10 protein-coding genes and 3 pseudogenes are annotated in these 14590 nt (G+C 68.9%); 3 read left to right on the top strand and 10 right to left on the bottom strand.

The genetic code is table 11. From position 1 onward, the window contains the following. Positions 1–18 precede the first annotated feature (18 nt). Positions 19–1101: an ABC transporter substrate-binding protein gene (locus ACQP2P_RS16520; RefSeq protein WP_433617009.1), complete on the bottom strand. Its 1083-nt coding sequence runs from the start codon at positions 1099–1101 to the stop codon at positions 19–21. Between the two features lie 288 nt (positions 1102–1389). On the opposite strand from ACQP2P_RS16520, the gene ACQP2P_RS16515 reads away from it, so the two are divergent. Continuing rightward, positions 1390–2334, top strand: coding sequence for an MBL fold metallo-hydrolase (locus ACQP2P_RS16515; protein ID WP_433617007.1), 945 nt, complete (start codon positions 1390–1392; stop codon positions 2332–2334). A gap of 14 nt (positions 2335–2348) precedes the next feature. Here the strand turns inward: ACQP2P_RS16515 and ACQP2P_RS16510 are convergent, their stop codons facing one another. Then, positions 2349–3182, bottom strand: a complete 834-nt coding sequence (locus tag ACQP2P_RS16510; protein ID WP_433617005.1) for a helix-turn-helix transcriptional regulator — start codon at positions 3180–3182, stop codon at positions 2349–2351. Between the two features lie 733 nt (positions 3183–3915). Here ACQP2P_RS16510 and ACQP2P_RS16505 point away from each other — a divergent pair. Both ACQP2P_RS16505 and fabG read left to right on the top strand, forming a co-directional pair. Continuing rightward, on the top strand, positions 3916–5223 hold the full coding sequence (locus ACQP2P_RS16505; RefSeq protein WP_433617004.1) for an SAM-dependent methyltransferase: 1308 nt from the start codon (positions 3916–3918) through the stop codon (positions 5221–5223). 765 nt (positions 5224–5988) lie between these two features. Beyond that, a complete protein-coding gene (fabG, locus tag ACQP2P_RS16500; protein ID WP_433617002.1) occupies positions 5989–6699 on the top strand; it encodes a 3-oxoacyl-ACP reductase FabG in 711 nt (236 codons plus the stop codon). A gap of 69 nt (positions 6700–6768) precedes the next feature. Here fabG and ACQP2P_RS16495 read toward each other — a convergent pair. From ACQP2P_RS16495 to ACQP2P_RS16460, 8 genes and pseudogenes are all read right to left on the bottom strand, one after another. Beyond that, positions 6769–6930 (bottom strand): annotated as a pseudogene (locus ACQP2P_RS16495) (IS5/IS1182 family transposase); the annotation flags it as partial. Positions 6931–7242: 312 nt separating this feature from the next. Continuing rightward, positions 7243–7554, bottom strand: a pseudogene (locus ACQP2P_RS16490) (hypothetical protein); the annotation flags it as partial. A 134-nt stretch (positions 7555–7688) separates the two neighbouring features. Then, a complete protein-coding gene (locus tag ACQP2P_RS16485; protein WP_433617000.1) occupies positions 7689–8300 on the bottom strand; it encodes a GNAT family N-acetyltransferase in 612 nt (203 codons plus the stop codon). Beyond that, on the bottom strand, positions 8297–8884 hold the full coding sequence (locus ACQP2P_RS16480) for a hypothetical protein (RefSeq protein WP_433616998.1): 588 nt from the start codon (positions 8882–8884) through the stop codon (positions 8297–8299). Before ACQP2P_RS16480 ends, ACQP2P_RS16485 begins: the two co-directional genes overlap by 4 nt. Before the next feature lie 554 nt (positions 8885–9438). Next, positions 9439–10371 (bottom strand): SAM-dependent methyltransferase, encoded by a 933-nt coding sequence (locus ACQP2P_RS16475; protein WP_433616996.1) that lies wholly within the window; start codon positions 10369–10371, stop codon positions 9439–9441. Continuing rightward, positions 10368–12716 carry a hypothetical protein gene (locus ACQP2P_RS16470; RefSeq protein ID WP_433616994.1) on the bottom strand — a complete coding sequence of 783 codons (2349 nt, stop codon included), beginning with the start codon at positions 12714–12716 and terminating at the stop codon, positions 10368–10370. Before ACQP2P_RS16470 ends, ACQP2P_RS16475 begins: the two co-directional genes overlap by 4 nt. Continuing rightward, complete coding sequence (locus ACQP2P_RS16465) at positions 12716–14227, bottom strand: hypothetical protein (RefSeq protein WP_433619601.1); 1512 nt, start codon at positions 14225–14227, stop codon at positions 12716–12718. The genes ACQP2P_RS16470 and ACQP2P_RS16465 overlap by 1 nt, the downstream gene beginning before the upstream one ends. A 138-nt stretch (positions 14228–14365) precedes the next feature. After that, positions 14366–14560, bottom strand: a pseudogene (locus tag ACQP2P_RS16460) (hypothetical protein); the annotation flags it as partial. Positions 14561–14590: the final 30 nt, after the last annotated feature.

The raw sequence follows: 14590 nt of genomic DNA, 5'->3' as shown, positions 1-14590 counted from the left end.
CGCCGGGTCGCAGCCTGCTCAGCCGCTGACGGTGGCCAGGTCTGCGGTGATGACCGTGTTGGCGAGGCCACCCTCGGATGTCTGAACGCGCCGGACGCACCAGCGCTGGACCGGCGTGTGGGTAGTCGGGCTGAGCTTCCAGCTGCCCCGGGGGCTGGAGACGTCGCCGATCTTGCCGATCGCTGCGTTGATCGACTCCGAGGTGCCATTGGCCCCGGCAGCTGCGACAGCCTTGTCCAGCAGCGACCCCGCGGCGTACATCGTCTCGACGTACAGATTCGGTGCAACGCCGCCGTTGGCCGCCTTGTACGCCGCGACGAACTGGGCGTTGCCGGGGCTGGGCAGCGTCGGGTCGTAGGTAGCGATGGTGGTGATGCCGGTCGCGGCCGGGCCTGCCGCGGCCAGTGCGGCGCCTTCGGTCAGGAACGCCGGGCCGTACAACGGCAGGCCGACGCCGAACTGCTGGTACTGCTTGACGAAGGCGATCGCCGGGGCGCCGGCGTAAAATGCATAGACGGCCTTCGCTCCCGAGTCTTTGATCTTGGACAGCCACGGCCCGAAGTTGCCGTCGCCCGGCCACGGGGTGTAGGTCGGTTGCCCGCCGGGGTTGGCGAGCGCGCCGCCGGCGGTGCTGAACGCCGAGACGAACCCGCCGATCTGGTCCTTGCCGCCCTGATAGTCGGGCCCGATGACGTAGACGGGCCCGTCGACGTTCGCCTTGACGTAGGGGCCGGCCGCCTTGCCGTAGTCGGTCGACGCGAACGAGGTGTGCCAGGTGTACGACACGTCCTGCAACGTGGTCGGGCGGCCTCCGGTGCCGACGAACGGGACCCGCGCGGCGGCTGCTGGCGCGGCGACGTTGACGACCGCGTCGGCGTTGGCGACGCCGACGATCACGTCGACGTGCTCGGCGGTGATGAGCCGGTCGGCAGCAGCCCGGGCGGTCGGTCCTCCGTCACCCTCGTCCGCCTCGACGGACCGGACGGTACGCCCGCCCACCTTGCCGCCGTGCTCGCGCAGGTAGGCGGCCCAGCCGTTGAGCATGTCCTTGCCGATGGCCTGATATGGGCCGGACTTCGGCACCACCACGCCGATGACCAACTCCTCAACCCTGCCACCTGTGTCGGGCTTTCCTAGGCTCGATCCGGAGCATCCGCTGAGCACCGCGAAGGTAGCTACCGCGGCGACTGCATGGATTTTTGTGCGAAATCGCATGGTTATTCCTCCCCGTGAGGCTTTGAGAACTGCAAATTGCATACTGCGAATACTGGTTGCGGCCGGACATGAGCAGGAACGCTCCATCAGACGGACGACCTTGACCCCCACGCGGCCGACCTATTCATCTGATTGGCTGATGTCACTCTGTGGCGCGAATGCGAGCATGCCGCCATGGGGTTGAGCAACGGGGCCTGCACATCGCTGCAGGAGCTCGGACCGGGGGTCTTCGCATACGTGCACGCCGACAGCGGCTGGGGGCACAGCAACGCCGGTCTGGTGTCCGCCGGTGACGCCGCGCTGCTCGTCGACACCCAGTACACGCCGGCGATGACCCGGCACATGGTCGCCGTCATGCGCGAAGCCGGCATCCCGGACCCGACGATCGTGGTCAATACGCACGCGAACGGCGATCACTGCTGGGGCAACCAACTGTTCCCCGGCGCCGAGATCATCGCCTCGACGGCGACAGCCGAGGCGATGCCGCACGACTTCCCGCCCGGCATGATGCGCAAGTTGCTCAGCGCCGAATTCGCTAGCACGCCGGCCGGGCGGTATACGCAGCTGCATTTCAGCGACTTCGACTTCACCGACGTCGTCGTCACCCCACCGACCATCACGTTCACGGGCGTCACCAGCGTGCACGTCGGACCAAGGCGAGTCGTGCTGCACGAAGCCGGACCCGCGCATTCCGAGGGTGACGTCTTCGTCCACGTGCCCGATGCCGGCGTCGTGTTCGGCGGGGACCTCCTGTTCGCCGACCACCCGGTCATGTGGGCCGGGCCTCTCGAGAACTGGATCGCCGCCTGCGACAACATCCTGGCGACCGGGGCGACCCAGGTCGTACCCGGTCACGGCCCGATCGTCGGCCCCGAAGGGGTGCGCCGCTTCCGCGGATACCTCGAGCACGTTCTCGGTGAGCTCACCGAACGATTCCACCGGGGCATGCCGTACTGGGCTGCGGCCGCGGACATGCCGCTCGGGCCGTACGAGCATCTGCCGCTGCGCGAGCGGCTCGTCGCGACCGCGGCGGCGACCTACCATCACCTCGGCGCGCGGAAGGCCCCGCCCGCGGAAGTGCTCGACCGCATGGCCCGGGCCTATTTCGATGCGGCGTAAAAGCATCCCAGCCATCAGCTGCGCGCCGCCATCTCATCGACCGGGATCAGCATCATGACGCGGAATCCGGCCCCGCGGAGTGTGGTCAGGGCCACGATCTCGATCATCCTAGGTTCGTCGAAAAACGGCACGTGCATGAGCCGGCGGTCGCCGTCCGGATGCAGGTGCACCTCCGCCTCCTCCTCCCAGAGCCGGCGTGCATCGGCGCTGCCCGCGAGGACTCGTTGGATGATCTCTCGCAGCCGCGCGTTGTCGGGATGCCGAGCGCTCGCTGCCCGCAACTGCGCCAGCATCGGCCTGGCCCAGTCACGCTCCCAGTCGACCAACTGGATTTTGCTTTCTTCATACAAGAACGGCCACAACATGATGTTCGACTCGTACCGCATATGCGGAAACCACCGAACATGGTGCTCGTTGCTGTATAGACAGTCCCATGCGTCGTCGGAAACGTACGCGGGCCACGGCTGCGCGTTGACGATCGCGCGCAACGAGGCGAACTTGGAGCCGAGCGGCACAATTCGCGGCGGGTCTGGCTCCTGGCCCGTCACCAGCATGTGGAGCACGGCACGTTGTTCCGCCGTCAGCAGCAGCGTTGCCGCCACACGGTCAAGAAACGCCGGGGAGTAGGTGCCGGGCTCGCCCCGCTCCAGGTTGGCATACCACCGAGTTGAAACACCGACTCGGTGAGCGATGTCTTCCTGGCTGACCCGGCGCTTGTCCCTGCCGCGTTGTGCATAGACGAGGCCTGGAACCGCGCTCGGGTCAAGCGCTCGCCGCCACTTCGGCAGCAGCTGACGAAGCTGCTCACCGGGCGCGAATTGGGCCGCACCAATCACGGTCTGATTCACAGTCCCCCGCCTTTACGTACGCACCGTTGTGTCGGCATGCCGGCACCAACGTCCCAAGGGACGGGGCCTGCGCAGCAGGTGCCGCGTATCGCAGGTGGCCTCGCAGACATCGTTCGCTGCTCCCTCGCCGATCTACTCAGACGCCGTCCGCGGCAACCCGCGGACGATCTCCGACGCGAGTGCGCGGAACCCGCCGCAGGTGAAACCAAGCCGCTGAGGCGTACTGATCTGCAGGCGCCCCGGGCAAGACAGCGGCGCCTCACCTGCCACAGCTCCGGCCGGGCGCCGGCCGTTGCCGCAGGTGGCAGCAGGGTGGCGCCCCGCGGGAAGATCTCCCGCTCTGTACTACTCCAGCCTGTTGGCGGTCCGCTACGACCAGTGTTGACGCGCATTATCAACGCGCAATACGCACGCGCAGAACGGAAGCAACGGAGTGTGACCGGCTTTCTGCCCTTCGGAGCCCCATACGAACACCCGCCGGGCCGGACAACAGGTTCGATCTGCCGGTATCGCTGACGGGCAAGCCCCGTGCAGACATCGATGTCGATTACAGATTGTGACTTCTCGTGAAGAAGTGTTTAACGAGGTAGCGGCTATGGTGTGTGGTGTTGAACACTGTCGTTTGCATCGGAACTGTCCGGTCCCAACGAAAATGGGACTGCGCAGCGTCAATGGAGCAAAACGGTCAGCCGCACACGACACACCGAGTCGGCCCTACCCATACGGAGCAAGGTTGGACTTCAACGACGTTGAGACACTCGGCGATCTGGTCCGCAATCCGTGGGACGTCGGTATTCTCTTCACCCTGAGAAGCAAAGGATCGCTCCGGTACACCGAACTCGGCGCCGAGCTCACGGCGTGGAGTGGCCGACGGCCCAGCGACAGTGCGTTGACCCGCAGCCTGAAGCGCCTCGATCACCATGGTCTCGTCACCATAGACGAGGATGGCTCCGACCGGCCGCGATACATGATCACGCCACCCGGCACACGGCGAGTTGATCAGCTCGGCCGGGTCATCGGAGCGTTGCACCGGACATCGGCCAGGCCTTCGACACAGCGCACGGTACCGGCCGCACACGTTACGATGGCGCCTCGGCAGCGATCTGCAGCCAGTTGCCCTGATTCGGCTTCCGCAGCAGTTGCACAGCGGCCGATGTCGCAGCCGGTGACGATATTGCCGGACTCGACGACGCCCGGAGCAACAGCTCAGACGAGCCTTCGTTCAGGCCAAGATAGGGAGAGCAACGTGGTGGCTCCTACAGGCATCGACACATCGAAGGCACATCCAGCGCGCCGCTACGACTACTGGCTCGGCGGCAAGGACAACTTCGCGGCCGACCGCGCAGCCGGCGACGCCATCGCCGCGGCGTTTCCCACCGTTCGCCTGGCATGCCTGGAGAATCGTGCCTTCCTCAAGCGCGCAGTTGAGTTCGTCGTCCGCGACTGCGGCATCCGGCAAATCCTCGACATTGGCACAGGAATTCCAACCAGTCCCAACACACATGAAATCGCGCAGGCTATCGACCCGAGCAGTAAGGTCGTCTACGTCGACAATGATCCCATCGTTCTGACGCACGCTCGCGCGCTGCTCGTCAGCGCATCGCCCGGCTCAACTGCTTACATCGACGCGGACGTCCGCAGCCCAGACCGAATTCTCAACGACCCCCAACTGCGTCAGACCCTCGACTTCCGTGAACCAATCGCCCTGATGATGATCGCGGTCCTGCACTTCATCCCCGACGCTGAACTGCCCGTGCGTCAACTTGTGCAGGCCCTTCCAACCGGCAGCTACGTTGCGGTCACCCACGTCGCGACCGACCTTGTCAATCCCGAGGTCGCCGCAAAGCTCGAGGCAGCGAGTCAAGGCAGCGGCATCGACACTTACGGGCGCGACCGCAGCCAAGTTGCGGGGTTCTTCCAAGGACTCGAGCTGATCGAGCCCGGCGTCGTGCCCATCACTGAATGGCGCGATGAACGGTCCGAACCACGGCCAGACCCGTACGACATCGGCATTTGGGGTGCAGTCGGCCGCTTGCTGTAGCCGGGCCGACAAGATCGGCTCCCAGCCGACTGCGCCCCAGGGAGCCGCAGCTACACGAACCCGCACCCACTCGCATCGAAAATGTACCGCTGGATTGCGGAGCGGCTGCGGAAGAAGTGTTGATCGCCCCGTGCGGGGGACGCCATCAGACCTGCCGACCATGACACCGATGACGACGTTCGCACTTTCTCTGCCAGGCGAATCAGCTCGACCACCGGCGACCGCTTCGCCGCCGAAATCACGACGCAGCGCCTGCAAACGAACCAAGACGGCTTCCTGAGACTGGCGCTGCTTCAGAGCACCTTGCATGCGACCTCGCGATCGCATTCCCCGACGCGCAGCGCAGCCAGTGGGCCAGCGCGCCGCTCGTCGGCCGCGTTCAGCTCATCCGCGATCCTGCAAGCGCCTTTCTGCCGATCGGAAGTACGAGTTCCTGAACCGGACGATTCATGAACTAGTACAGGCTGCCGGAATGATCGCGGCCATCGACGGTTCGGCAGGAAAGCCTCCGCGGCCACTTCGGCAGCAGCTCATGCAATTGCTCACTTGGCGCAGAAGGCGCCGGTGGCGCACAGGAAGTGACAGTTCCGGAAGTGCACACTTCATGAACTCCGCGCCTCCTGGCACTCCGTCAGGCAATCACGCAGGCTCTGCAAGGCCCGGTACGGGGGCGGACGAACGCGGGACGATAGACCGATGACGTACGCAAATCGGGCAAACCAAGCAGCCCAAAACGGCCAAAGGCTCTTCTCGAAAGAAGGTGCAATGAGTCAGCGATCGGTATTGATCACCGGCGGTAGTTCTGGTATCGGCCGGGCTACAGCATTGCGGCTCGCCAGCCAGGGATACCGGGTCGCTGTGACATTCCGCACTAGCGAGCCCCCAGACGGTGTCCTAGCGGTCAAATGCGACGTTGCGGATCCCGCTTCCCTGGAAGCTGCGTTCAAGGAGGTCGAAGCGGCCCACGGACCGGTTGAAGTGCTCATCTGCAGCGCCGGGACCATCGCTGACCAGCTTCTTCTCCGGATGACGCCCGATCTTCTCGACCGCGTGCTCGGCACGAACCTGGTCGGCCCGATTCTGGCCGCACGCCTCGCCGCCCGGAAGATGATGATCAAACGGTGGGGAAGGATTATTTTCGTCAGCTCGGTCGTCGGCATGCGGGGTGAAGCGGGCCAAGTCAACTACGCCGCCGCCAAAGCCGGCCTGATCGGCGCAGCACGATCGATGGCACGCGAATTGGGCAGCCGTGGCATCACCATCAATGTCGTCAGTCCCGGCCTCACCGACACCAACATGCTGCGATCCACGATTGGTCCGGAGAAGGCAGCACAAATGGCTGCCGAGCTACCCGTTCCGCGCGTCGGGACCCCCGACGAGGTTGCCGCAGCGATCGCCTTCCTCGCCAGCGACGACGCGGCATACATCACCGGCGCCATCCTTCCAGTTGACGGCGGCGCCGGCATGGGCCACTAACCTTCGGCCGTGAACTGCGGTGCTCGGTTACTGGGCGCTTACGACTTCGGTGAGCCAGTTTCATCCTGCCTAGCGGCTGGTCTCGACGCGATATACGGCGAGGAGGGCCTTTACGATCGTGGTAGGTCGGCGCGGGCAGCAGCGGAGCTTGGTCCGGATCTTCCAGGTCTTGAGGGTGGCGATCGCACGTTCGCCGCAGGCTTGGAGCTTCGCGTTCGCCTTGTTCACTGCCGGGACGTCATTGGAGCCGGTCCTCTCACGTTGTCGCGAGCAGGCCAGGCAGCCACAGCCGCGATGCGGGGGACATCGACGGCGGTCGCCCGGCGTGGCAGCAGTAGGTTCATAACGCGCCTGCGCGGGGCCGGCCGGTGATGACGAGCAGATGGGTGCCGGGCGGGGTGTACCGGGCGGCGAGCAGTCCGGCCAGTCCTGCCGCGCCGGCCGGGCTGGCCGGGCTGGCCGTGACGTGCGTGGCGGCGAGTCGGCTGCGCCGGTCGCCGCGGCGAGCTGCCGGCTGGCGGTGACCGCGTCCTCGTGGCCGCCGTCGATGTGGATGATGTCGGCGCCGAAGGCGCGGGCCGCGGCGTGGTCGCCCCAGCCGGCCGGCTGCACGATCGTGGCGCGGATACGGTCCCGCCATGCGGCGGCGGCCATGGCCAGGCCGTACCCGCCGGTGGACCCGACCGTGATGCTGCGCCAGCCGTCGCGGGCGGCGGCGTCGAGGACCGCGGACGCCGCGCGCCTGGTGTGGCTGCCGGCGTAGTTGTCCGCCAGGTCGGCGACGGCGAGCTGCTGGTCGGGGCGGAGACCGGGCACCGTGGCCAGGAATGGGGCGGCGGCGTGGATGACGGGCATCGGGAGCGGTTCCTGTTCAGGTTGAAGGGGTGATGCCGCCCGGCATCACCCGGGCAGACGGGCGGGATAATGCGTCGGCGATCGACGGCTGGGGCTCGAGGACCCGGTTCGTGGTGTGCTGACCGTGCTGGCCGTTAGCGGCGGAACGTCCCGGGCCGCCACATCGGATGCAGCGCCGGACCGTTCGGGATCGGTATCGGATCCCACGCCGTGTACCCGTGCCGCTCGAACAGCGCCCGGCTGCGTGGCCCGGGCGCCTCCAGGTAGGCCGGTGTCGCCTCCAGGTCGAGCCGGGCATGGTGGTGGCGCAGCAGGGCGCTGCCCATGCCCTTGCCCTGCCGGTCCGGGCGGACGGCCAGGAACGCCAGGTAGTGGTGCGGTCGGTAACTGGGGTGCAGCGCGCGGGCCGCCGTGTCCAGGGCCAGGAACCGTCCCGCAGCGTCGCCCATGGCCTGGGCGAGGCGCGCATCGTGGTCCGGGACGTCCATTTCCAGCAGCCGGCCGACCGGCCACCACAGTGCGACGGCGTCGAGGTCTTCGGTGGCGTCGACCTGGCCACGCCGGAGAAAGAGTTCGGCGAGGATGCCGAAGCGGGCGGTGCAGACGGCTCGGCGGGTGGCACGGTCAGGGACCAGCCACGAGGCCAGGTCCCCGTCAAGGTAGCCCTCGGTGAGGGTGGCGGTGACAGCGCCGGTCGCATCGATCGACGGCGTGTGGATGCCGAAGTCCGGCCGGGCGGCGGTCATCGTGTCGGTGCTCCTGCGCCATCGACCGGGTCGGTGCCGGCCGCGGAGGGGAATTCGTACAGCCAGTACTGCTGCTCATCGATACGCTGCGCCCGCACATCGCCGGAGAGGCGGTGCAGCATGAGCCGGACCACGCGGGCCATGTGCCGGACCTCGTCGGTGCGGGTGCAGAAGTCCAGCGCGATGAGGCCGTTCTGCGCGGCGGCGGTGTGGTACATCGCGGTGACGAGCTCGCCGAACGCCGTGGCCGCTCGGGCGTCGGCCTGGGTGGCGACGAAGCCGCAGTACCAGATCCGCCGCTCGGCGTAGTGCTGCGGCCAGTGCCGGGCGAAGTACGGCGGCGAGATGAGCGGCACCGCGTTCAGGTCGTTGGTGTAGATCGACAGTCCGCGAATGCTGTCGTCGTCGCCCACGTACAGGTACTTGGCGATCCGCGGGTCGCCCATCACGTCGTCGAACTCGTGGCGGTACATGAGGTGGCGCTGCACGGCCAGGGCGTTGAGTTCGGCGAACGCCTCCGAGTACAGCGTCCACGCCGCTTCGCGCAGGTCGCCGCAAACACTGTCGACGATCTTGACGGTCATCAGGGGCACCCGGCCGTCGGTGTGTGCGTGTCGCTGGTGTAGGTGCTGGCCAGGATGAGCTGGGCCAGCGATCGATACAGGCGAGTGGTCATGTCGGTCCTTGCTGAGGTCGGATGTCCGTGTGTGGCCGGCTGGGGTGTGCAGGGGGCCGGCCCTGGCCGCTGCGGGTAGCACGGCGGCCAGGGCCGGAATCGCGCTACTGCAGGTCCGGGAACTGCAGCTTGAGCGTGTTCACCCGGTGGCGGGTGGCGTCGTCGAGCGGGACGGCCGGCGCGCAGGTGCACGGCAGCGTTGTTGCGCGTTGGTCAACTTGGCCAGGGTCGGGGGCGCCGTAGCGTCCGGGTGGTCCCAGAGCCAGGGCTGTGGTGACCGATGTGATGCACAGCAACGGCCGGTTGGCAGCGCCCGGTGAGGCGCTCGGCGTGCAGCATGTGCTGCGGCGAGCCAGCCTGGGCACAGATCGATGCCTTCCGTGGCCGGCTGGTGCCGAACGAGGGTGGGCCGGTGGGCTGGCAGGCGCGTCGCCGCTGCCGGCTCGGCGGCCCGGGGCGGGATCACGGGCGGGCCTCCTGCGGTTGCGGGGTACTGACTGGTTGGGCGGTGCGCTGTGCTGGCCCGGTGTTGCGGCTGCTGCGGGCGGGGTGGCGGGTGCCTGGTGGGGTGCGGGCGATGACGGCGTATCCGGCGGCCTTGGCGGGTTCGGCGAGTTCGTCGCCGTCACGGTTGAGGTCGGGCCGCCAGTGGCTGATCGGCACGAGGCCGGGCGGGACGAGGTCGAGGCCGTCGACGAGTGCGGCGACCTGGTCGAAGGTGCGGGCTTGGAAGGTCCCGTGCCGGCCGGGCGGCAGCGCGTCGAGCTTGGCGCGAACCTCGGCCGGAAGCGGGTCAAAGGTGGTGTGCGAGATCGCGACGTGACTGCCTGGCGGTAACCCATCCAGCAGGGCGCGGACGAGGTCGGCCGGGTGCTCGTCGTCGGGGATGAAGTGCAGGACGGCCAGGATCAGCAGGCCGACCGGCTGGTCGTGGTCGAGGCTGCGCAGAGCGGGGCTGGTGAGGATGTCGTGCGGGTTGCGGAGGTCGGCTTCGAGGTAGTCGATGGGCGCGCAGCCCTCGCCGGGGGTGAGCAGCGCACGGGCGTGGGCCATCACGATCGGATCGTGGTCGACGTAGACGATGCGGGTGCCCGGCGCGTATCGGTGGGCGAGGTCGTGCACGTTCGGTGGTTTGGGGATGCCGACGCCGATGTCGATGAGTTGGCGGACGCCAGCCTCGGCGACGAGGTAGCGCACGGCGCGGTGCATGTAGCGGCGCAGTTCGTGTACAGCGGTGCCGATGTCCGGGAACGCCTTGGTGAGGGCCTCGGCGGAGGCGCGGTCGTCGTGGAGGTTGTCTTTGCCACCGAGTAGGAAGTCGTAGCGAGATGCGGTGCGGGGGCCGTCCGGCAGGACGTACGGGGCGGCGGGCTGGTCTGGCCTGGAGGTTGTCATGGTGTGTCCTGGAGGGCGGCGACGAGGTACGGGATGGTGTCGGTGTGGGCGGGGATGCCTTGGAGGGCCAACGCCACGTCGACGCGGAGGTGTTCGTGTTCGCTGAGGCAGGGGTCGGTGGCGTGGTAGGCGGCGCGGTGGCGGTCGCTGCGATGGATGAAGCCGCGGTTGGCCCGCTGCCACCGCTGTTCGCGTTCCTCCGTGCCGGCATCAATCTCGGTGGTGGTGTGGTGGGCGCCGTAGGTGATCGCGACCCGTGTCATGACGGCGACGGCCTGTTCGTGCTGGTGGCAGTCCCCGAAAAGGTGCATCAGGTCCGTGCCGGCGAGCAGTCCGGTGAGCCGTTGTTCGGGGTCGGCCGGGTCGAGGTGCTCCAGGGCGTCGTGCCAGGCTGCGGTGGCGTGTTCGCGGGCTTCGGTGCAGTGTCCGGCGGCGTGCAGCGCGGCGGCATGCTCGAGCTGGGCGCTGATCGCGGCAGGAGGGGCGCCGCGGTCGATGCAATGCTCGCTGGCCTCGGCGGCGGCTGCGATCGCCTCGGTGTGCGCGCCGTACAGCGTCGCGGCCTGCACGAACATGGAGATGAGCGCGGTCCAGCCGGTGCTGCGGTCGGGGTCGAGGGCGTCGGCGGCGTGTCGGGCGTAGCGGCCCCACGGCAGGACCGTGTCGTCGCGTTCGTCGGGGAAGTGTTCGACGGCGTTGGTGAGGTGGCAGAGGGCTACCTGGGCGAGGCCCTTCGACGGGGGGCTGGTCGTCGGGTCGTGGTCGGCGAGGTGCGCCCGGACGGCGGCCACTGCCTCGTCGAGGCGGTGTTGCTCATACAGGGCCATGATGTGGCGCATCGCCCGCTGGTGCGGGATGTCGGCTGCGGCGGCGAGGTGCTTGGCGCACCGCTCGTGCGTGCAGGTCACGCTGGCGTGGAAGGTGCGGGTGTGGTCGAGCATGGCCAGCAGCGACTCCTCGAATGCCACGAACCAGCCGGCCACAACCTTGTGCTGGCTGTTGAAGTACGGGCCGTCGAACGACGAGTCGTGGCCGAGGGCGTCGAGGCCGTCGTGGCGGTGGCAGCCGTCGAACATCGCGGACGCGTCCAGGTAGTACGTGACGCCGGTGACGTCGCGGTCGGTGTTGACCTCCCGGTAGGCGGTGAGCGCGGCGGCTGCCTCGGTGAGCGCGTCGTCGCAGCACCCGGCGCGGTGCAGCCGCCTCGCCAGCCACATCCGCACGGCGACGACCTCGGCGATGGTGGCGCGGCCGGTGAGCGCGGCGAGGGCGGAGCGACAGGCGTCGATCCCGGCCTGCGCATAGTCCTGCCGGTTGGCGACGACGAGCGCGAGCCGAGTCGCGGCGGTGATGTGCTCGGTGCTGTTGTCGGGGACGGCGGGGGTGGCGCGGTGGGCGTACCCGGCCCAGGCTGCGGCGTCCGCGGTGCGCCGCTCGTCGGCGCCAGGGAAGAGCACGAACCGGGACGCGACCCGGATCAGCGCGACGTCAGGTGCAGCGGTGGCCGGGTCGTGGCCGGACAGCAGCGCGGCGTAGAACCGCGCGCCGAGCGCACCGTCGTGGACAGCCGGGCAGTCCGGCCGGGCGCAGGGCTCCCCGGCGTAGTGTTGCTCGGTGTGGGCTTGGAATGACGGCGGCAGGGTGCTGAGCAGGTGGCCGCTGTCGGCCTCGAACGCCAGCAGCGCCACGGCCGCCAGCACGGCCGGATGCCGGCCGAGGCGGGCCGCGAGTGCGGTGGCGGCGTCGTGGCGGTGGCAGGATTCGAGGGCCATGTAGATGCCGATTGCGGCGCTGGTGTCGTCCGCGCTGGTGTCCGGGCCGGTGTCGAAGATCGGTTCGATCGCGGCGAGACCCTCGTCGGCGGCGTCGGCGCAGCGGCCAGCCGCAAGCATTTCCGAGGCCAGCCAGACGTGGCGCTGCCGGGCTCCGGCGGTTTCGCCGCGCGCGGCGGCGACCTGGATGCCCTCACGCCGCACCACGAGCGCGTCCTCACGCAGGCCAGCCCGCAGCAGGGCGTGGGTGAGGGCGTCGACACCGACCTGCAGCGTGTCCGGGTCAGGGCCGTCCGCGTGCAGCTGGTGCGCGGCGGCGTAGGCCCAGCGGGCCCACGCCAGCGGCTCCGGGACGGCGGCCGGGTTGGCGTCGACCGCCTGCACGTACCAGCCGACCGCGTCGATGAGGTCCTCGTGCGCGGCGGCGGTCTGCGGGTGTTCGTGCCGCAGGTAGGTTTTCACCATCAGTGCCGCGGCCTCGGCTGCGCGGCGGTCTGCGAGCAGTTGCTCTGCCCGGTCGAGGGCACGGCGGCCGGTCAGCCGGAGCCGCACCGGGCGGCGGGAGCGGCCCATCAGCGCACCCCGTCCTGTCCGGTTGTGGCCGTTGCCGTGGAGTCCTGGCGGGTGCAGACCGGACGGTGCTGGATGATCTTGGCGGGGATCGTGACGGCGATCGCGTCGTCGCTGCTCGGCGATGTGAACTGGGCCAGCGTGCGTACGGCGACGGCATCCTCGAAGCGGTCGCAGGCGAGGAGCATGGCGACGAGTTGCAACATGATCCGCAGCGTGTCGGGGCTGGTCGGGTCGTGGCGGCTGATCCAGTCCTGCCAGGCGGCCTGGGCCTGCCGGATGGCGTCTTCGCAGCGGCCGGCCGCGTGAAGCTGGTCGGCCAGTTCCATCCGCTGGATCAGGTGGGCGTCGATGTTGCCGTAGTCGAGGTGCAGCTGGATCAGGTCCCGGCGCACGCGGTTGGCCTCGTCGAACCGGCCACGCGCGTACAGCACGCTCGCTAGGTTCTCCATCGCGGCGAGGGTGGTGGCGTGACCCGGTCCGTACCGTGCGCGTGCCGCCCGGTGTGCGTATCCGGCCCAGGCCACGTCGTCGGGCACGAGGTCCGGGGTCGGTTCGGCGAGCCGGGAGTACACCATCGCCGCCTCGATGAGCAGCTCCTCCGGCGGCGCTGTGGCCGGGTCGAGCCCGCGCAGGACATCAGCCAGCACCTCGGCGGCCGGTCCAACCGCATCGATCTCGGCGAGCCGCTCGGCAAAGATGATGTTGTCCCGGTTGCTCTGCTCAGCGGTCGTCATGGGCGCACCATCCCGGCGGGCATCGCGCTCCCCGGCGACCCGGGCCGCTGGCCCGCCGGTCGGGGCCGCGGACCTGGTGGCCGGACATGCCGGGTGGCTACACACCTGGCCGGGATGCCAGGTGGCGGCGTGCTCGCCGGGACCCTGTTGCCACGCCGCCGACAGGTGCGCGTACCCGAGGGCATTGCGCAGGTCACCGTGAACGTTGCCCGGCACCGTCAGGGCAATGGTTTGGGCGGCCAGGTCGTGCTGGTGGCAGCCGTGCTGCATCGCGGCGACCGACCGCACCAGCACCGCCGTATCACCGTCCAGGATCGGCTGGCGTTCCGTGATCGCTTCGAGCAGGGCGGCGGCTTCGCGGAGCGCTTGCTGGCATTGCCCGTCCTCGTGCAGCGTCCGAGCGAGATGCAGCCGCAACGCGTCGGTGCTGATGCGCTCGGCCGGCAGCAGCTCCATAAGCTCCTGCTCGATCAGGATCATCGCGGCTCGGTCACCGGCCCGGTCCAGGGCGGTCACGTACGTCTCCACCGCCACGGCGATGCGGGCGTGACCGGGCGGGAACACACGTCGGCTGTTGTCGTAGGCATACCGCGCCCAGGGCAGCACCGCACCCACGTCGTGCGCGCCGAATGCCGCGGCGTAGGCGATAGCCGCCTCGACCAGGCACTCTTCCGGCTGCACCGTTGCCGGATCGAACCAGGACAACCCATCGGCGAGCAGCTGCCCGGCCGCGGCCGGGCGGTCCTGTGCGACGTGGTCTTTCGCGGCCTCGACCACTGCCCTGATCGCAGCCCGGACCCGGTGGTCGAACCGGCCGGCCGCCCGGCGGGCCAGGTCGATGCCGGTGCGTGGGCGACTGCCGCCGCGAGGCCGCAGGCTGACCCCGGCCAGGTCGAGGGCCCGATACACGATGCCGTAACCGCACTGCAGGTCGGCGGCGATCCCGCGCACCGTCCGGCCGCCACGGTAGCGGTCAGCGATGTCCGAGTACACTTCCTCGGCACGCCACCACCCGAGTTCCCGGTTGGCCGAGCCCGGCTGGCTGCTGTCCGCGGCGGTGGTTCCGTCCGGTGCTGCGGTCTGCGGGTTCTGGTGGCGCAGGACGGTCATTCGTGAGTCGCTCTCTTGTCGCGGTTGGAA

The organism is Dactylosporangium sp. CA-139114 (assembly GCF_050955725.1).
Classification (GTDB): Bacteria; Actinomycetota; Actinomycetes; order Mycobacteriales; family Micromonosporaceae; genus Dactylosporangium.
The sequence above is the reverse complement of the archived record's forward strand: the minus strand, read 5'-3'. Positions and strand labels throughout refer to the sequence as shown.